10 protein-coding genes are annotated in these 19,569 nt (G+C 72.5%); 2 read left to right on the top strand and 8 right to left on the bottom strand.

Going from position 1 to position 19,569, the window contains the following annotated elements; genetic code table 11:
- Positions 1–44 precede the first annotated feature (44 nt).
- The 8 genes from AQJ27_RS39425 to AQJ27_RS39390 form a co-directional block, all read right to left on the bottom strand.
- Positions 45–1,415: a hypothetical protein gene (locus AQJ27_RS39425; RefSeq protein WP_067379943.1), complete on the bottom strand. Its 1,371-nt coding sequence runs from the start codon at positions 1,413–1,415 to the stop codon at positions 45–47.
- An 8-nt stretch (positions 1,416–1,423) separates the two neighbouring features.
- A complete protein-coding gene (locus AQJ27_RS39420; protein WP_067379940.1) occupies positions 1,424–3,634 on the bottom strand; it encodes a bifunctional glycosyltransferase/CDP-glycerol:glycerophosphate glycerophosphotransferase in 2,211 nt (736 codons plus the stop codon).
- Position 3,635: 1 nt separating this feature from the next.
- Positions 3,636–5,873, bottom strand: a complete 2,238-nt coding sequence (locus AQJ27_RS39415) for a bifunctional glycosyltransferase/CDP-glycerol:glycerophosphate glycerophosphotransferase (RefSeq protein ID WP_067379937.1) — start codon at positions 5,871–5,873, stop codon at positions 3,636–3,638.
- Between the two features lie 163 nt (positions 5,874–6,036).
- Positions 6,037–8,304: a bifunctional glycosyltransferase/CDP-glycerol:glycerophosphate glycerophosphotransferase gene (locus tag AQJ27_RS39410; protein ID WP_067379933.1), complete on the bottom strand. Its 2,268-nt coding sequence runs from the start codon at positions 8,302–8,304 to the stop codon at positions 6,037–6,039.
- A gap of 149 nt (positions 8,305–8,453) precedes the next feature.
- Entirely contained in the window at positions 8,454–9,362 is a 909-nt protein-coding gene (locus AQJ27_RS39405; protein ID WP_067379930.1) for a carbohydrate ABC transporter permease, read from the bottom strand.
- Positions 9,359–10,699, bottom strand: a complete 1,341-nt coding sequence (locus tag AQJ27_RS39400; protein WP_067379928.1) for a carbohydrate ABC transporter permease — start codon at positions 10,697–10,699, stop codon at positions 9,359–9,361. Before AQJ27_RS39400 ends, AQJ27_RS39405 begins: the two co-directional genes overlap by 4 nt.
- A 7-nt stretch (positions 10,700–10,706) precedes the next feature.
- Positions 10,707–12,140: an ABC transporter substrate-binding protein gene (locus AQJ27_RS39395; protein ID WP_067379926.1), complete on the bottom strand. Its 1,434-nt coding sequence runs from the start codon at positions 12,138–12,140 to the stop codon at positions 10,707–10,709.
- A 330-nt stretch (positions 12,141–12,470) separates the two neighbouring features.
- Positions 12,471–15,920, bottom strand: coding sequence for an FHA domain-containing protein (locus AQJ27_RS39390; RefSeq protein WP_067379924.1), 3,450 nt, complete (start codon positions 15,918–15,920; stop codon positions 12,471–12,473).
- Positions 15,921–16,397: 477 nt separating this feature from the next.
- Here AQJ27_RS39390 and AQJ27_RS39385 point away from each other — a divergent pair, with 477 nt between their 5' ends.
- Together AQJ27_RS39385 and AQJ27_RS39380 are read left to right on the top strand one after the other, a co-directional pair.
- Positions 16,398–18,155: a serine/threonine-protein kinase gene (locus AQJ27_RS39385; protein ID WP_067379921.1), complete on the top strand. Its 1,758-nt coding sequence runs from the start codon at positions 16,398–16,400 to the stop codon at positions 18,153–18,155.
- 135 nt (positions 18,156–18,290) lie between these two features.
- The gene (locus AQJ27_RS39380; protein WP_067379918.1) at positions 18,291–19,532 is read left to right on the top strand and encodes a serine/threonine-protein kinase; all 1,242 of its coding nucleotides are present in this window, start codon (positions 18,291–18,293) and stop codon (positions 19,530–19,532) included.
- The last annotated feature ends 37 nt before the right edge of the window (positions 19,533–19,569 follow it).

Here is a 19,569-nt window from a genome sequence, read left to right as displayed (position 1 = left end):
GTCGTATATGCCCACCGAAGCCAACGGCTTTGCCGAACTTCACCTCATCGAGCGACTCCGGCGTCCAGCCCGGCGCCCGCCCCGGCGTCCATCGCGGTGTTCGGCCCCGCGTGCGTCCGAAGCGGGCCCGGCACCGTGTCGAGACCCCGCACCCGAGGCCGTACGACCTGTTCCAGCAGCAGCGGAAGTCCCACCACCGGCAGCACCCACGCCAGCACGATCAGCCGGTCGCCGTAGATGTTGATGTCGGGGTGCCCGGCCTGGTTGAGGACGCCGGTGAGCGCGCCCGCGACCAGGAACACCCCGAAGGCCGGACGCTGCCGCAGCGCGCCCCAGGCCCCGGCCAGCAGGGCCGTCGGGAAGAACGGCTGCCAGAACTCGCGACGCAGCCACTCCACCCAGAAGTTGACCTCCAGGTCGAGGAAGTCCGACCACGGGCGGCCGCGGTCGGGCCGGGAGAAGTGGGCCGTGAGCAGGTCCTGGAGGGACTCCGACTCGGACGGGTAGCCCAGCACCTTCGCCGCGAGCAGGGTGACGGCGACCCCGCAGGCCGCCACCACCCCCACCTCCCGCAACGGCCGGGCGAGCCTGCGCAGCGGTTGCCGTAGCCCGCCGCGCCGGATGCCGAGCACCGCGCAGGCACCCGCCAGGCACAGCCCGAGGAACAGGGCCTGCGAGTGCTTGACGGCGAACAGCGCGGCCAGGGACCCGCCGACCAGCGCGGTCGCGGCCCGTGTCCGGCCCTCCAGAGCGAGTGCGCAGCCCCACAGCGCGGCCAGAGTCAGGGTCAGCAGCAGGCCCTCGGTCATGGGCCGCATGGCGGTCGTGCCGCACGGCAGGACGTAGAAGAGGGCCTGTCCGGTCAGCGCGGCGATAGTGGGGGCGCGCAGGGTGCGCAGCACCAGGAAGGCGAGTACGCCCCCGGTGACCGTGATGAGGACACTCGACGTCCACAGGCCCCACTTCACGCCGAGGACGGTGATGAAGGGGACCAGGAAGACCGGGTAGCCGGGGCGCGCCTCGAAGATCCGCATGAAGCGCGGCGGCATGAACGGCACGGTGTGGCCCGCCGTCTGCCCGGCACTCAGCCGCTTCGACACCCACCCCCACTGGTCGCGCCGGCACTCCTCGGCGACCCGCCGGGCGGGGCTCGGCTCGCGGAAGTGGACGACGTTGACGCTCTGATTGCGGCGCGCGATGGACGCCCGGCCGGCGCAGGCGTAGTCGATGGTGGCCGCGGCCGCCTCGTGCTTGCTCGCGCCGCGCAGACTCAGGGCGTACGAGAGGTAGTTCTTGGTGTCGGGGGTGTCGCGGCCGGTGACGTTCGCGAGCTGGAGCAGGGCGAAGACGACGGCCAGGACGACCACCCAGAACCGGGGCGGGCGCGGCTTCACGAACGGGCCGACGACGGTCATGAGGGCGCTCACGACGAGGTGAGGACGTTGTGTCCCGCCTGAGCGGGCACCACCGCCACCGGCACCGGGTGCTCGACGCGCTCGCCGAGCATCAGCGTCCTTACCACCCGCTCGGCCGCCCGCCCGTCGTCGAACGCGCAGAACCGCGCCCGGAACCCGGACCGCAGCCGAGCCGACTCCTCGTCCCGCCAGGACCCGGAGGCGAACAGCCACGCCAGCTCCCGGTAGGAGCGGGCCACATGACCCGGCGCGTCGGCCGTGATGTCGAAATACGCGCCCCGGCTCGCGGCGTACGCGCCCCAGTCGTCCGCGTGGATCACGATCGGCCGGTCCAGGTTGGCGTAGTCGAACATCAGGGCCGAGTAGTCCGTGACCAGCACGTCGGAGGCGAGCATCAGGTCCTCGACGTGCGGCTCGTCGGTCGCGTCGAGCACGACCCCGCGCCGGTGCAGCTCGGACAGGCCCATCCCGCGCGAGGGGCCGTCCGTGAGCGAGGGGTGCAGCCGTACGAGGAGGGTGTGGCCCTCACCGAGGTCGTCGGCGAACCGGGCGAGGTCGATCCGGTCGACGAGGCCGCCGCGGACGTAGTCGCGGCGCGTCGGCGCGTACAGCACCACCCGGTGGCCGGCCGGGATGCCGAGGCGGGCGCGGACCGCCGCACCGTCCTCGGGCCGGGCCCGTACGAGGACGTCGTTGCGGGGGCTGCCGGTGCGCAGCGAGGTGAAGCGGCAGGGGTAGGCGCGGTCCCAGACCAGTTCGGAGTGGCGGTTGGCGACCAGGCTGTAGTCCCAGCGGTCGGCGCGGCGCAGCATCTGCGGCACGTCGAAGCCGTGCCGGGCGCCGGTCTTGTCGCGCAGGTCGGCACCCATGTACTTCAACGGGGTGCCCAGGTGGGTGTGCACATGGACGCTGCCCGCGCGCTTGACCAGCGTGCCGGGCCAGTTGACGTTGTTGATCAGGTACGTGGCGCGGGCGGTGACCCGGCGGTAGCCGAGCGAGTCCGGCAGGACGTACTCGATACCGGGCGGCAGCAGAGGCACCTGGTCCTCGCGCACCACCCACACCCCCCGGACGTGCGGGGCGAGTTCGCGCGCCGCGTGGTAGATCGCGCCCGGGTCGCCGAGCACCCCGCGGTGCGAGAACGCCGAGTACACCGCGAGGTCCGGGTCCAGCGGCCGGTGTTCGTGCGCCGCGGACCAGCCGCTCTTGACCCGGGTGGCCGCCGCTCTGCGCACCTGGAGCCCGCGCCGCCCGAGTTCCGCGCCGAGCCGGCCGGACTGGCGCCGGGCGAGGTAGGTCACGTAACCGCCCTGGAGGACGCGCAGTTCGCGCGGCACCGGGCCGCCGCCCTTGTGCTTGCGGAAGAGGGCGACCGTACGCCGGAAGAACTCGCCCTTGTCGGACGCGGGCAGCCGGTCCGGCTTGGCGAGGATGTCCAGACAGTGTTCACCCATCTTGCGGTGCAGGAACGGGCGCCAGCTCGACAGCTGCGGGCGGGAGTCGACGAAGGCGAAGACCCGCTCGTACTGGTCGTGGATGTCGAAGTGCTTGCGGCTGGTGGTGGACAGGATGTTGCCCTGGCGGCGCTGCCGGTAGTTCAGGCAGATCCGGTCCAGGGTGGCGATCCGCTCCGCGCCGAGCAGGACCGGGAAGGTCCAGGGGGTGTCCTCGTAGTAGCCGGGCGGGAAGGTGAAGCCCTCCCGCTCGACGAACGCGCGGCGGTGGACCTTGTTCCACACGACCATCAACAGGTCGAGGATCTCCGGGTGTTCGGCGGCCGTGAAGCAGCCGTCGCCGCCCTCGGCCAGCACCTGCGCGAGGACGTTGCGGCGCGTACCGCCCCACCAGTAGGTGCGCGCGTAGTCGAAGACCAGCACATCGGGGTCGGCCGTCTCGTCGAGGCGGTCGGCCATGGCGCGCAGGGCGCCCGGCGTGAGGGTGTCGTCGCTGTCGAGGAAGAAGAGGTAGTCCCCCGTCGCGTACGGCATTCCGGCGTTGCGGGCGCGGCCGAGGCCCACGTTCTGCGGCAGGTGCAGCACCCGCAGGCGCGGTTCGCGGGCCGCGTACTCGTCGAGGATCGCGCCGCAGCCGTCCGGCGAGCAGTCGTCGACCGCGATCACCTCGATGTCGGTGTACGACTGATCCAGGACCGAGTCCAGGCACTCGCGCAGAAAGCCCTGCACCTTGAAGACGGGGACGATGACGCTGAAGCGGGGCACGTCAGCTCCTTACGAGGGTGGACGCGGCGGGGGCCGGAAGGCGCTCGGCGAGCGGGATCACCGGCGGGATCGCCTCGGGCGGCCGGCCCAGCAGCACTCTGCGGACGACCCGCTCGGCGGCCTGCCCGTCGTCGAACTGGCAGAAGCGCTCACGGAACGCGGCCCGCAGGGCTCGCGAGGAGTCGTCCGCGTAGGAGCGGTCACGAAAGGCCTCCGCGAGCTCCCCCGGGGTGCGCACCACCGGGCCCGGGGGTGCCTCCATCAGGTCGAAGTAGACGCCCCGCGTCTCCCGGTAGACCTCCCAGTCGTCCGCGTACACGACGATCGGGCGGTCGAGGTTGGCGTAGTCGAACATGATCGACGAGTAGTCCGTGATCAGCGCGTCGGCGGCCAGACAGACGTCCTCCGAGGACCGGTGCCGCGTCACGTCGATGATCCGGCCGCTACTCCCGCGCCTGCCCTCGTCGTAGAAGTAGTGGGCGCGCAGCAGCACGACGAACTCGTCGCCGATCTCCTCGCAGAAGGCCTCCAGATCGAGCCGGGACTCGAAGCCGGTGCTGTAGTCGCGGTGCGTGGGCGCGTAGAGGAGAGCGGCCTTGCCCTCGGGGACGCCCAGCCGGGCGCGGACGGCGGCCACGTACTCGGCGGTCGCCGTGTAGTAGACGTCGTTGCGCGGATAGCCGTACTCCAGGGCCTCGTACGTGCCCGGGAAGGCCCGCTCCCACATCTGGGTGGAGTGCCGGTTGGAGGAGAGGTTGTAGTCCCAGCGGTCCACCCGGGCCAGCAGCTTGGCGAAGCTGCCCGTCGCGGCGGCCACGATCGGATACGTCGACTGGTCGACGCCCATCGTCTTCAGCGGCGTGCCGTGCTGGGTCTGCAGATGCACGCTGCCGGGCCGCTTGACGACACCGTCCGCGAAATTGGCGTTGTTGACCAGGTACTTGGCACGGGCCAGCACATCCCAGGCGCGCGGGCTGCCGATCACCGCGTGGTCGACACCGTCCGGGACCTGGTCCGCCGCGTCGGCCTCGACCAGGAACACCGAGCGCAGATGCGGGGCGAGTTCGAGGGCCTTGGCGTGGATCGCGGCCGGGCTGCAGGCGTAACCGCGGCCCCAGTAGGCGCAGTACACGACGAGGTTCTCGTCGAGGGGGAGACGCAGTTGCGCGGCGTACCGCGCGCGGGCGCTCAGCCGACGGGGACGCGGCAGCTTCCCCCAAGCCCTCGGCTTCGCTCGACCAGGGGGGACCCCCATTCCCGCCCGCGCCATCCGCCGGCTGACGCCGCGCAGCGCGCGGAAGGCGCTGTACGCCCCGGCCGCCAGGAGCCGGTACTGCACCCCGATCCGGCCCGGCGGCGGCCGGAACCCGACGGGCCGGTGGCGCCGGTAGAGCCGGCCCGCGCGCCGGAAGAAGGCCCGGCGCCGGTGCAGCGGAAGCCGCTCCGGATGGGCGGCCGACTTCAGCACCGCCGCGAAGAGGTCACCGAACAGCGCCCGCGACCGCTCCACGGACAGCTCCTCCTCGGCCGCCCGGCTCAGCACCAGGTCGACCTGGTCCAGGAGTTGGAACTGGTGCTCGCCCGGCGTGTTCAGGCGGCTGCCCTGGCGCCGCAGCCGATGCCGGACGACGACCTGGCGCAGCACCGCCAGCCGCCCGGCGGCGATCGTCACCAGGCCGCCCCAGCCGAGATCCGTGAAGTGCCCCGGGGGGAAGGCGAGGCGCCGCTCCCGCAGGAACGCCCGGCGGTAGGCCGCGCTCCACGCCGGAAGGCCCGCCCCGGTCAGCCGCGGTGCCCGGTCCGGGGTGAACACCCCCTCCGGGGCCTTCGGGAGGGGCGGTGTGCTGGTCTCGGCGTCCCACCAGTGGACGCGTTCGTGTGCGAAGTAGAGGACGTCCGCCTCCTCGGGCTCCTCCCGGAGTTTGCGGTCCAGGGCGGCCAGCGCGCCCGGCACCAGGACGTCGTCGCCGTCGAGGAAGAGCAGATACGTGCCGCCCGCCGCCCCGGTCCCGGTGTTGCGCGCCCCGCTCGGTCCGTCCGCGGGCGGGGAGTGGACCGGGGCGACCCGGGAGTCCCGCGCGGCGTACCCGGCGGCGACCTCGCCCGCCGAGGAGTCCGGGCCGTCGCAGACCGGGATCAGCTCGAAGTCGCCGAAGGACTGGTCGAGGACCGAGTCCAGTGCGAGGGCCAGCCGCCCGGCGACTCCATGAGTGGGGACGATGATGCTGAAGCGGGGCATTCTGCTCTTTCTCTGCTTACTGCTCTGCATACTTCTCTGGTTGCTTCTCGGGCTACTGCCGGGGTGCCGGTGGGTGTCAGCGCCCGGGCCGCCCGGCGGGGCGCCAGGTGACGGGTCTCGTCGGTGTGGGCCGGGAGGGGCTGGAGGGCATGCCTGCTCCGGTTCAGAGGGTCTCGGCGACGGGGACGGGGGTGCCGGGCGCGGGCACCGTGGCCAGGCGGGTCCGGGGACGGGCGGCGGCGGCCGACGGGACCGGGTGGCGCTCCGCGGGCGGCAGCACCCGCGGCAGCCCGGCGCTCTGGCCGAGCACGACATGGCGTACGACCCGCTCGGCGGCGCGCCCGTCCTCGTACGGGCAGAAGCGCTCGCGGAACGCGGTCCGCAGCTGGGTCGAGCGGGAGCCGCGCCAGTGGCCGGTCGCGAAGATGTCGATCAGCTCGTCCTCGCTGCGCGCGACCGCGCCCGGCGGGAAGTCCCGCAGGTCGAAGTAGGTGCCCCGGGAGGCCTGGTACGCCTCCCAGTCGTCCGCGTGGATCACGATCGGCCGGTCCAGGACCGCGTAGTCGAACATCAGGGAGGAGTAGTCGGTGACCAGCGCGTCCGAGGCGAGGCAGAGGTTCTCGATGCTCGGATGGTCGGAGACGTCGATGAGCCGGGCCCCGGAGTGGTTGCTCAGCGCGGCGGCGTACGAGTGGTGGGCGCGGGTCAGGACGACGAACCGGGGGCCGAGCCGGCGCAGGACGCGCTCCAGGTCGAGGGCGAGGCGCTGGGTGCGGCGGTAGTCGCGGTAGGTCGGCGCGTACAGGACGGCGACCGTGCCCTCGGGGATGCCGAGTGACTGGCGCAGCCGGGTGACGTCCGTCGAGGTCGCCCGCTGGAACACGTCGTTGCGGGGGAGGCCGTACTCCAGCGTCGTGTACGCGGCGGGGAAGACGCGCTCCCAGACCAGGGTGGAGTGGCGGTTGCCCGACAGGCAGTAGTCCCACTTGTCGGCGCTGCGCAGCAGCTCGGCGAAGTCGGTGTCACGGGCGGCCGCCGGGCGGTCCTGGAGGTCGAGGCCCATGTACTTGAGCGGGGTGCCGTGCTGGGTCTGGATCATGATCTGGCCGGGGCGCTTGACCAGCCGGCGGTCGAAGTTGACGTTGTTGACGAGGTACTTGGAGCGGGCGAGCGCCGTCCAGTACGCCGTCGTACCGGGCCGCAGACGGCGCGTCGAGGCCGGGATCGTGTGGTGGTGCTCGGGGTGCGCGATCCACGCCGTACGGATGTGCGGGGCGAGTTCGCGGAACGCGGACTCCAGGGCGCCCGGGTTGCAGCCGTGGCCGCGCCCCCAGTAGCTGGAGAAGACGGCGCGGTCGGCGCGCAGCGGCAGGCGGAGCTGGACGCGGTAGTGGAACTGGAGGGCGCCGCCGCGGACCTTGCGCAGCAGTCCCTTGACGCCGCGCAGCGCCTTCTTGTGGGCACTCGTGGCCAGGCCGAGCAGGCGGTACGTGCGGTGGTTGCCGAGTCGGACCAGGGCGTGCCGCAGGCGGGTGCGGGGGCGGACGGGGGCGCCCGGGACGCGGTAACGGCGGTAGTGGGTGCGGGCCTTGCGCAGGAACTCGGCGCGGGTGCCGCGCGGCAGCCGGCCCCGCTTGGAGAACACCGTCGAGAGGTGGTCGACCATGCGGCGGAACAGGACCGGACGCCAGCGTGCCAGCTCCGGGTGCGCGTCGAGATGCGCGAAGACGCGGTCGTACTGCTCGAAGATGTCGAAGTGCTGGCGGCTGCTGGTGCCGAGGATGTTGCCCTGACGGCGCTGGCGGTAGTGCACACAGACCCGGTCGAGGGTGGCGATCGTCTCGGCGGAGATCAGCGCCGGGTAGGTCCAGGGGGTGTCCTCGTAGTAGCCGGGCGGGAAGGAGAGGCCCGCACGCTGCACGAACTCCCTTCGGTACGCCTTGTTCCACACCACCATCAGGACCCTGAGCAGGTCCGGCCGGTCGTCGAGCCGGAAGGGCGCGGGTCCCCGCTCGCTGAGCTGCTCCGCGAAGCGGTTGCGGACGATGTCCCCGTTCCAGTAGGTGCGCGCGTAGTCGTAGACCAGGACGTCCGGTTCGGCGGTCTCCTTCAGCCGGTCGGCGATCGCGCGCAGGGCGTCCGGGGTGAGGGTGTCGTCGCCGTCCAGGAAGAGCAGGTAGTCGCCGGTGGCGTGTTCGAGACCCGCGTTGCGGGCGCGGCCGAGGCCCACGTTCCCCGGCAGGCGGACGGGGCGGACCCGGGAGTCACGGGCGGCGAACTCGTCGATGATCGCGCCGCAGGCGTCGGGCGAACAGTCGTCGACGGCGATCAGTTCGAGGTCCGGACAGGACTGCTCCAGCACGGATTCGAGGCATTCGTGCAGGTACGCCTGGACCTTGTACGCGGGGACGATGACACTGAACCTGGGCAAGGGACATCCATGGGTCGGCGCGGGCATACTGCCCGGCAACGGCCGAAGGTGTGACTTGGTTACGCCAGATGTGGCATACGGGGGATTCTGGGTGAACGCCGAGGGGCGAGCCGGTGTCCGGCTCGCCCCTGATGTGGTTGTTTGTCCGGCTACTTCACCGCGCCCGCCATCACCCCGGACACGAACTGACGTTGGAACGCGAAGAACACGGCCAGCGGGATGACCATCGAGATGAAGGCGCCGGGCGCCAGCACGTCGATGTTGTTGCCGAACTGGCGTACCTGGGTCTGGAGCGCGACCGTGATCGGCTGGCTGCCCGCGTCGGAGAACACCAGCGCGACCAGCATGTCGTTCCACACCCACAGGAACTGGAAGATGCCGAGCGAGGCGATCGCGGGACCGCCGAGCGGCATCACGACCCTGAGGAACAGGCGCAGTTCACCCGCGCCGTCGAGCCGGGCCGCCTCCAGCAGCTCCCGGGGGATCTCCGCGAAGAAGTTCCGCAGCAGGAACACCGCGAAGGGCAGGCCGAAGCCCACGTGGAAGAGGATCACCCCGAAGATCGTGCCGAAGATGCCGATCTTGCCGAAGAGTTCGGCGATCGGGATCAGCGCCACCTGTACGGGGACGACCAGCAGACCGACGACCGCGAGGAACCACCAGTCGCGGCCCGGGAACTCCATCCAGGCGAAGGCGTAGCCCGCGAGCGCGCCGATGACGACGACGAGGACGGTCGCCGGGACGGTGATCAGCACCGTGTTCCCCAGTGAACCGGTGATGTCACCGTTCTCCAGGAGCTTTTGGTAACTGTCCACGGTGAGCTGGGAGGGCTCACTGAAGACCTTCCACCAGCCGGACGCGCTCATGTCCTGCGGTGTGCGTAGCGAGGACAGCAGCAGCCCGATCGTCGGCACCAGCCAGAACAGGCCGACCAGGAGGAGGAAGACCCGGACGATTCCGCCGCTGACACCGCTCGCGAGCCGTGAGCCGAGCGACTGCCTGGCCTTGACGCCGGTGACGGGCGCGGTCTTCGTGAGACCGCCGACCTGGGTGGTCATCGTCGTACCTCCCGCCGCAGACGACGCACGTTGAACCACACCACCGGGATCACGAGCAGCAGCAGGAACACGGCGATCGCGCTCGCGATGCCCGGCTGGTCCTCGGAGAAGCCCTTCCGGTACAGCTCCAGGGCCAGCACGTTCGCGTCGTCCTGGGAGGAGCCCGGCGGGATGATGAAGACCAGGTCGAAGACCTTCAGCACGTTGATCATCAGTGTGACCAGGACGACGGCGAGGACGGGCGCGAGCAGCGGCACGGTGACCCTGCGGAACACCTGCCACTCGTTCGCCCCGTCCACCCGTGCCGCTTCGAGGAGTTCACGCGGCACGCCCGCGAGTCCCGCCGCGATGAGCACCATGGCGAAGCCGGCCCACATCCAGACGTACGCGCCGATCACGGCCGGGGTGACGAGCGACGGGCCGAGCCAGTCGACGCCGTTGTACGGCTCACGGAAGTTGCTCGCCGGGAGCCGCAGTTGAGCCCCGTCCGCCTTGTCGGAGAGCGTGAAGGTGCCGTCGTCCCGCACCTTCGCCGAGTCGACGACCTTGCCGTCCTTCACCGCCTCGATCTTCATGCCCGGGTAGCCGAGTTCGCCCGGGTCGACCTGGCCGAGCCTGCCGACGCCCTTGCCCCGGGTGAAGTCCTGCCAGGCGGTGCCGGTGACCTTGCCGGGCTCGGAAGGTGCCTGTACGGCCTTCTTCGCGCCGCCCGGCATCTTGTCGGGGGCGACGCCGACGAGGGGAAGGGTGACGGACTGCCCGGTGTGCACGGCCTGTTGGGTGAGGAACCCGCCCTTCTCCGGCCGGAGCGGCGACTGCCGCCCCGGGTGGGCGTTCGGGAACGCCGACGACTCGGCGAAGGTGTCGTGCACCCCCACCCAGACCGCGTTCGCGACCCCCTTGTGCGGGTCCTGGTCGTACACCAGCCGGAAGATGATCCCCGCGGCGAGCATCGAGATCGCCATGGGCATGAAGACCACCAGCTTGAACGCCGTGCCCCAGCGGACCCGTTCGGTCAGGACCGCGAACACGAGACCGAGCGCGGTCGCGACGGTGGGCGCGAACACGACCCAGATGACGTTGTTCTTGAGGGCGGTGCGGATGCCGTCGTCGGTGAACAGCGCCTTGTAGTTGTCGACCCCGGCGAAACCGTCGCCTGACTGGTTGAGGAAGCTGCGGATCAGCGAGTACCCGATCGGGTAGACCACGAGCGCGCCGAGCAGCACGAGACAGGGCAGCAGGAACAGCACCGCCACGGCCTTGCGGGTGCCGGTCACGCTCTTGCGTGTGCGGGCCGGAGGAACCGGTGCGGTTCCTCCGGCCGTTGCCGACGTCATCGCCGGATCAGCTTCCGCTGCCGTACGCCGCCGCCGCGTCCTTCTCCAGCGTCGCCTGGGTGCCCGCGACGTCGGTCGGGTTCTTCAGGAAGTCCTGGAGGTCCTTCCACTCACCCTTGCCGGGCGTGCCGCCGAAGGCCTGCGGGGCCTGGTCGGACATGTCGAAGCGGAAGTCGTCGCCCGACGCGATCAGGGACTTGGCGATCTTCTGCTGCACCGCGTTCGGGTACGCCGAGTTCGGCACGTTCTTGTTGGGGGAGAGGTAGCCGCCCAGCTTGGCCTGGATCGTCGCCGCGTCCGGGGAGGCCAGGAAGGTGGCCAGCGCCTGCGCCGCCTTGGAGTCCTTCAGGATGACGGCCGCGTCGCCGCCGGAGACCACGGGCGCCGCGCTGCCCACGGCCGGGAACGGGAACACCTTCGCGTCCGTGCCCACCTTGGCCTTGGTCTCGCCGATGTTGACCTGTGCGAAGTCGCCCTCGAAGACCATGCCCGCCTTGGGCTGGTCCCCGCCGGTGAAGGTCTGGGTGACCGAGGCCGGGAACTCCGTCTGCAGGGCGCCGTTCGCGCCGCCCGCGATGTAGTTCTTCTTGCCCCAGATCCCGGCGAGGGTGGTGAGGGCCTGCTTGACGGACGGATCCGTCCACTTGATCTTGTGCTGGCTCAGCTGGTCGTACTTCTCCGGGCCCGCCTGGGAGAGATACACGTTCTCGAACCAGTCGGTGAGGGTCCAGCCGTCGGCGCCGCCGACGGAGAACGGGGTGACACCGGAGTCGTAGACCGTCTGCGCGGTGGTCAGCAGGTCCTGCCAGGTCTGGGGCTCCTTCGCGCCCGCGTTCTCGAAGACCTTGGCGTTGTACCAGATCAGCGACTTGTTGGCCGCCTTGTAGTACACGCCGTACTGCTTGCCGCCCACCTTGCCGATGTCCTGCCAGCCCTGCGAGTAGTTCTTGGCGAGTTCGGCCAGGGCCTCGGCGCCGAGCGGCTTGGCCCACTTCTTGTCGACGGCCTGTTTGATGGCGCCGGGCTGCGGGAGCAGCGCGACGTCCGGCGGCTGGCCGCCCGCGATCTTCGAACCGAGGAAGTTGATGATCGGGTCCTGGGCCGCCACGAAGGTCACCTTCGCGCCGGTGCGCTTCTCGAACTCCGCGAGGACCGTCTTGAAGTTCTTCTGCTCCTCGCCGGTCCAGACGGCGGCGACTTCGAGGCTCTCACCGTCGAGCTTGGGGAGGGTGACGGTGTCGCCGCTCGCACTGGCGCTGCTCGTACCGCCGTTCTCCTTCTTGTCCTTGCTGCCACCGCCACACGCGGTGAGGGCGAGCGCGACGGCGACGGCGGCTGCGGCGGCCTGCGCGGCCCTGGGTGACCTGCGGTGGTGTGCGGCCCTGCGTGACCTGTGCGTCGAGTGGTTGGGCGACTTGTGTGTACGAAGAGCTCTGTGCATCACTGCCCCGTTCTCGTTCTTCGTCGAACGTCCGGCGCTGTCCCGTGCGCTCTGGTCTACGCCCGGGGCAACGAGGGCGGCAAGAGCGCCTGCGCTGTCAAGTGGGTGATCGTGATTGGGTCGTGACGTCGGCGGCTGTGCGAACCCGGTGCGAGCGCGGTGCGGACTCTGTGCGGCGAAGGCGCTCCGGCGGTGGAAGTGACGCGAGGAGGATTCGAGCGCCGGGTGACGGCCGGTCAGTCGGGCATCCACCACCACGAGACACACACCCGGCCCCGGCCGCGACCCGCGGTCCATGAGGGCCGAGTGTGGCCTACAGCCGTCGAAGACCTACAGCAACGACGGTATCTCCACCGCCGCCACCGACCTCGCCGCCCGCTCCAGCGCGCTGGCCAGCAGGGCCAGGTCCGTGGGGCCGTTGCCTAGTTCGCGGACCGGGCGGCGGGCCGGGGGGTCGCCCATGCGGTGCCATTCGAGGGGGACGACCGTGGGGCGGAGGGTGGCCGTGCGGGGGATGCGGCCCGTGACCCGGCCGGCCTGGAAGGGCGTGAGCCGACCGTCGGGAGTGGACAGGCGGCCCCGGCCGGGGGCGGGTTCGTCCGCGCCGGGGGACACCGGGTCGAGGGAGATACGGAGCGAGGCGGCGCGGCCCAGTTCGGTGGTCGCCGTGCGGCCGTCGTCCGCGGCGGCCGCCACAAGGTGCACACCGAGGCGGTCACCCTCGCGGGCGACGGCCTCCAGAGCCCGTACGACCGAACCGGCCGCCGGTCGTCCCGGGGAGCCCAGCGCGGGGGAGAGCAGCGCGTCCAGGTCGTCGATGATGACGAAGAGACGGGCCAACGGGGGGCCCGGATCCGTCCGTTCGCGGGCAGCCGCCGGGCGCAGCCGCAGGGTCGAACTGTGGGGCGCGTCGAGATCCGCGGCGCCGGAGGCGGAGGGAGAGACGGAGGGGGAGGCTGAGCCGGGCTTCGCTCCCGGGGAGGGTTTGGGGGTGCGCTGGGCGACCATCCGGCCCGACACCTCGCCGCGCGTGTGCCACTCCGCGAAGCCGAGCCGGCCCAGGAGCTCGGCCCGACGCTTCAGCTCGGCGCTGAGTGCCTGGGCGAACTCCCGCATCCGTACGGGGTCGTTGGCGGTGAGGTGGGTGGTGACATGGGGCAGGTCCGTACAGACCCGCAGCCCCTCCGCTCCTTGGGCCGTGCCATGGCCCCCGGTGCTGTCCCGCCCGTCCATCAGCACGATCCCGAGCCGGTCGGGGCGCTCCGCGGCGGCCAGGGACGCGGCGATCGCACGCAGCAGCTCCGTACGACCGCTGCCGGGCGGGCCCTCGATCAGCAGGTGCGGGCCCTCGGCGGGGAGATCCACGGCGACCGGGCCGCGCGGGCCGGCGCCGAGGACGGCCCGGCCGCGGCCGCCGAGTGCCTCCGTGTCGTCCGCCGCGTCCGCCCAACGCGCCATGAGTGACGCCGGGGTGGCCCGGGCCAGTCCCAGCTCGTCCAGCAGACGGGCCGCTTGAGGGAGCGGCGCGGACACGCGCGTGTGGCGGTCGGCGTGCGCCCCGTCCGTACGGAGGGGGGCGAGGGCGCGCGCGAAACGCTCCGCCCAGGCCAGTGACACCGCGTCCACCGCGGCGACCGTGCCGTGCCCCACGGGCCCGTCGGATCCCACCCGCATCAGCCGCAGCGCCGTCGCCACATCCCCGCTGAGCAGCGCGACCGCCCCGCACTCCCGGAACGCCGGTGACGCCTCGCAGGCCGCCTCGTACGTCTCCGTCACCGGGGACGCGGGCGACGCGGACACGGTCTCGGCCAGACACACCACGTGTATGCCCGCCCGCGCGCCCTCGTGCGTCAGCCGCAGCACCGCCTCCCGTACGTCGGCGCCTCCAGGGTCCCCGTCCACGACGAGCACGGTGAACGGCCCATCGAAGTCCCGGTCGGCACCCGTCGGGCCCTCGTCGCGGGCCCAGGAGGGACGCCGTGCGCCGCCCCGCGCGTCCACGGGGACGCGATCGGCCTTGTCGTACGCGCCCCGGGCGCCGCCCGTTTCCGTCAGCTGGTCCTCCAGGCGGCGCAGGAGCTCGTCCGTGCGGGCCGTCGCCTGCTCACGGTCGTAGGCGAGGAGGAGACGGCAGTCCTGGCCGTGGGTGGGGCGCAGATGCGGGAGCCAGCCGAGCCAGGACCACTCGGCGGTGCGCACCTCCACAGGGCGGGAGCGGTCCGCGCTGATCAGGACGATGTCGAGGGCGTCGGGGGAGTGCAGCGCGGCGAGCTGGGCGACCACCGAGCGGGCCAGCCCGGACAGCCGCGCCCGCGGCCCCGCCAGGCCCAGCGAGCCGACCTCCCGCAGGCCCGAGGTCACCGGCACCGCGGGCACCAGCCCCGAACCGTCGGGCGCCGCCCGGTCCGCCGTGCCCAGCCGCACTGTCAGCGTCTCCGGGTGGCCCGGGCCGCGCTCCCACAGCCGCGGGCCCGGACCCAGCGCGGTGAGCAGCAGCGTCGCGGGGTCGGGCCAGCTCTCCGGGGCCTGTGTGGGCAGGGCGGCCGCCAGGAACTCCGCCGCCCCGTCATCCCCGTCCGTGTCGTACGGATCCCCCGGTCCGGTGCCCGGCAGTTCGCCCCGGCCGCCGGTCAGCCGACGCGCCCACGCGCCGATCCCGCTCCGCCTGCGCACCCCCGGCGGCATGTCCGTGCCCCGCGTGGGTGTGCCCTTTCGGGTGCCCGGCTCCGGACCGGACGCGGCCCGGGGCGTGGCTCCGCCCCCCGACGCGTCGGGGCCGGACGGCCGCGCGGGCCTGCTCTCGGTCCGGGGTGCCCTGCTCTCGATCCGGGGTGCCCGGCCCTGCTCGGGCACGACCGGGCCGTGCTCCGGTGCTCCGGGGACGCCGCCCGCGGCTCCCCACTCCGCCGATCCGAAGCCGTGATGTGTGTCACCGACGGGCGGCACGGGCAGCGCGCCGGCGCCGGACGCGCCCCCCACGCGCGCGTGGGGCACGACAGGAGCGGAAGGACCGGCGGGGGCAGCGGGACCGGCGGGGGCGGCGGAGGACGACGAGGGGCCGGGGCCGGTGGGCGGCTTCGGGCGGGTGGCCGTACCGGTGAGGGTGGTGACCCTGACGTGGCCCTCCCCGTCGGGCGTCGTGCCCACCGGATCCGCGCCACCGGGCGGAGCCAGTCGCAGGGCGGACTCGCCGACGCGCAGCAGCGCGCCCTGCCCGAAGCGGACCGGGCGGGTGCCGACATGGGTGCCGTCCAGCGTCGTGCCGTTCGTCGAGCCCAGGTCGGCGACCGAGACGCGGCCCTCGGGGGTGACCGTGACCGCGCAGTGCAGGCGGGAGACGTCGGGATCGTCCAGCGGGACGTCCGCGTCGGCGGAGCGGCCGATGTCGATCCGGCCGCCGTGCAGCAGGTGGACGCCGCCCGCGTCGGGGCCCGCGACGACATGGAGCCGGGCCGCGACCCCGTCCACGTCGGGGCCGGGTTCGGCGGGGCAGCCCAGGGACAGCACGGCGCCGTCCGTCAGGGGCGGCTCGCCCAGTGTGCAGCGCTGGCCGTCGAGGCGCTCGGCGCCCGCGTACAGCACGACGGGTCCTCCGCCGAGCTCTCGGCCGCGGTCGTGCTGGCCTGCGCCCTCACCGCCGACCGCCGAGGCCAGACCCGCTGCCACCGCTGCCAACGCCGTCCCGGCGGGGGCGGTGACCAGCACATCGCAGGCCGCGGCTCGCCCCCGCGGCTCCGAGGGCGAGCCCAGCGGGTCTACGACGGTCAGCCGGATCTGCATCGCCGCCAGCGGTCCCTTCCGCGCAGGCACCCGCGAGGAGGGCGAGGCTGTGCCGCGGTCCCCCACCGCAGATTCCCCCACCGCACACGGGCACGTCGGCCAGTACTGAAGGCATCCTCGCACCTGTCACTGACAACACGCCCGCCACCCACCGGCAAGTGATCTTGATTGGTCGGCTCTGCCCGTAAAAGTGCCTGACCAGTAGCCGACCGGTGCCCGCTTGAGATCGGTCACGTCGCCCCCGCGGGCGTCGATCGGCAACCAACAGCCGAATGCGAGCGTCTTTCCATCGAACATGTGCGGGAACGCGTACGTAAGCGCTTATGCGAAGCACAGGCGCTTATGGGAAGCAGTGGAAAGCACAGGAAGACGACAGTCCGGTGCCAGGTGTCTCGGCACTACAGTGGGGCGGAAACCGTCGCAGCAAGTTGACGGCGGCGGACGGACCAGGCAAGCAAGCAACAGGGAGCGCATGACGTGCGGCCGGTAGGGAGCAAGTACCTCCTTGAGGAGCCGCTTGGGCGCGGCGCCACAGGCACTGTCTGGCGAGCCCGCCAGCGGGAGACCGCGGGCGCCGAGGCGGCCGTCGCCGGCCAGCCCGGCGAGACCGTGGCGATCAAGGTCCTCAAGGAAGAGCTCGCCAACGACGCGGACATCGTGATGCGGTTCCTCCGGGAGCGCTCCGTCCTGCTGCGCCTGACCCACCCGAACATCGTGCGGGTGCGGGACCTCGTCGTCGAGGGTGACCTGCTCGCCCTGGTCATGGACCTGGTCGACGGCCCCGACCTGCACCGCTATCTGCGCGAGAACGGCCCGTTCTCGCCCGTCGCCGCCGCCCTCCTCACCGCCCAGGTCGCCGACGCGCTCGCCGCCAGCCACGCCGACGGTGTCGTGCACCGCGACCTGAAGCCCGCGAACGTCCTGCTCAAGCAGGACGGCGGCCAGATGCACCCGATGCTCACCGACTTCGGCATCGCCCGGCTCGCCGACTCCCCGGGCCTCACCCGGACCCACGAGTTCGTCGGCACGCCCGCGTACGTCGCGCCGGAGTCCGCCGAGGGACGCCCGCAGACGTCCGCCGTCGACATCTACGGCGCGGGCATCCTGCTGTACGAGCTGGTCACCGGGCGTCCCCCGTTCGCCGGCGAGTCCGCCCTCGAAGTGCTGCACCAGCACCTGAGCGCCGAGCCTCGCCGTCCCTCCACGGTCCCGGACCCCCTGTGGACCGTCATAGAACGCTGCCTGCGCAAGAACCCGGACGAGCGGCCCAGCGCCGAGAACCTCGCCCGCGGGCTGCGCACCGTCGCCCAGGGCATCGGTGTGCACGCCAACTCCGCGCAGATCGCCGCCGCGGAGGGCGTGGGCGCGCTGCTCGCCCCCGACCCGGCGCCGGCGGCGGTGCCGGGCGTGCCCGGCGCGGCCGACCCCACGCAGGTGCTGCCGCACAGCGCCCCGGGGGCCTACGACCCGAACGGCGCGACCAGCGTCCTGCCGCACACCGGCGCCCCCGGCATGCCCGGTGCCGCCGACCCCACCGCCGTACTGCCGCACCGCGGAGCGGCCGACCCGACCGCCGTCATGCCGCCGGTGCCCCCGCACCAGCCGGGCGGACAGCCCGGGCAGCCGGGGCAGGGCGAGGACCCGCACCCCTGGCAGAACCAGCTGCGCGCGGCCCGGGACCGCAACGAGCAGACCCAGGTCCAGTACCTCGACCCCGGCCAGGACCCGCTGCGCCGCCGTCCGCAACGGCAGGTCGCGCGCCCGCAGCAGCAGCAGCGCCCGCCGCAGGGGCAGCAGCCGCCGCCCGGATACGGGTATCCGCAGCAGCAGCAGCCGCAGCAGTACGCGCCTCAGCAACAGCCCCAGCAGCAGCCGCAGCGCCGTCAGCGGCAGCAGCAGCCGCAGGGGTACGCCCCCGCGCCGCAGCAGCAGCCTCAGCGGTACGCACCCCCGCCGCAGCAGCCCGAGGCACCGGCGCCCCGGCAGTCGCGTGAGCCGCGGCAGCGCAGCGCCAACCCGATGAAGATCCCGGGACTCGGCTGCCTCAAGGGCTGCCTGTTCACGATCGTCATCCTGTTCGTGGCCGCGTGGCTGATCTGGGAGTTCAGTCCCCTGCAGGGCTGGATCGGCACCACCCAGAGCTTCTGGGGCGAGCTGCACGACGGGTTCAAGTCCGTGACGAACTGGATCGGGGATCTCGGCGGAGGCTCTTCCGGTGGCTCTTCCACCAACTAGTTCCCATAGTTCCCGTTAGCTCCCGTGCGACTCTGGGGATTTGTCGACATCTGACGGGTGATTTCCGTCTCCGGAGTGAAGGTTGGCTCTTCGGACGCGTACTTTTAGCGGCAACACGCGTCAGTAGGAGCAGTCTTGGCACGGAAGATCGGCAGCCGGTACACCGCCCACCAGATTCTGGGGCGGGGCAGCGCCGGCACGGTGTGGCTCGGCGAGGGACCTGAGGGGCCCGTCGCCATCAAGCTGCTGCGCGAGGACCTCGCGTCCGACCAGGAGCTGGTGGGCCGCTTCGTACAGGAGCGCACGGCTCTGCTCGGGCTCGATCACCCGCATGTCGTGGCGGTACGGGACCTCGTCGTCGACGGCAACGACCTCGCGCTCGTCATGGACCTCGTACGGGGCACGGATCTGCGCACCCGGCTCGACCGGGAACGGCGGCTGGCGCCCGAGGCCGCGGTCGCGATCGTGGCCGACGTCGCGGACGGACTGGCGGCGGCGCACGCGGCCGGGGTCGTGCACCGGGACGTGAAGCCGGAGAACGTGCTGCTGGACATGCAGGGTCCGCTGGGCCCGGGGGGTTCGCACCCCGCGCTGCTCACGGACTTCGGTGTGGCCAAACTCATCGACTCACCGCGGCGGACCCGGGCCACGAAGATCATCGGGACGCCGGACTATCTCGCGCCCGAGATCATCGAAGGGCTGCCGCCGCGGGCCGCCGTCGACATCTACGCCCTGGCGACGGTCCTGTACGAGCTCCTTGCCGGGTTCACGCCCTTCGGGGGCGGGCATCCCGGGGCGGTGCTGCGGCGGCACGTGACGGAGACCGTCGTGCCCCTCCCCGGTATCCCCGAGGAGCTGTGGCAGCTGATCGTGCAGTGCCTGGCCAAGGCGCCGGCGTCGCGGTTGCGGGCCTCCGAGCTGGGGGCGCGGTTGCGGGAGCAGCTGCCGCTGCTGGTGGGGATGCCGCCGCTGGACGTCGACGAACCGGACGGGGAGTCGGCGGAGGACGTCCCCGAGGGGGGCGAGACGGCGGAGCCGACGGCGCCGGCTTCGCGGGTGCGGCGGGGGGCGGTGCCGTTGGTGCCGGGGGCTGCGCCGGACTCCAACCGGGACACGCACACGTCGATGCGGGTGCCGGGGCCGGACGAGCTGGCGGGAGGGGCGCGCGGGACGGCTCGGGCGCCGCGGGCGGCGGGGGCGCCTCGGCCGGGGTCGGCTCGGCACCGGGCGTCGGCGCGGCGACGTCGGATCACGTTGGGGGTGGCGGGGGCCGTTCTTGTCGCCGCGGTGGGGGTCGGTACGTGGCTGGCCACGTCGGGTGACGACGCGGGGGCGACGCCGCACGACACGAAGAACTCGGCCCCGGCGTCCCCCTGACCCCACTCCGACCCGGGGCTCCGCCCCGGACCCCGGG

The organism is Streptomyces olivochromogenes (assembly GCF_001514115.1).
Taxonomy (GTDB): domain Bacteria; phylum Actinomycetota; class Actinomycetes; order Streptomycetales; family Streptomycetaceae; genus Streptomyces; species Streptomyces olivochromogenes.
The sequence above is the reverse complement of the archived record's forward strand: the minus strand, read 5'-3'. Positions and strand labels throughout refer to the sequence as shown.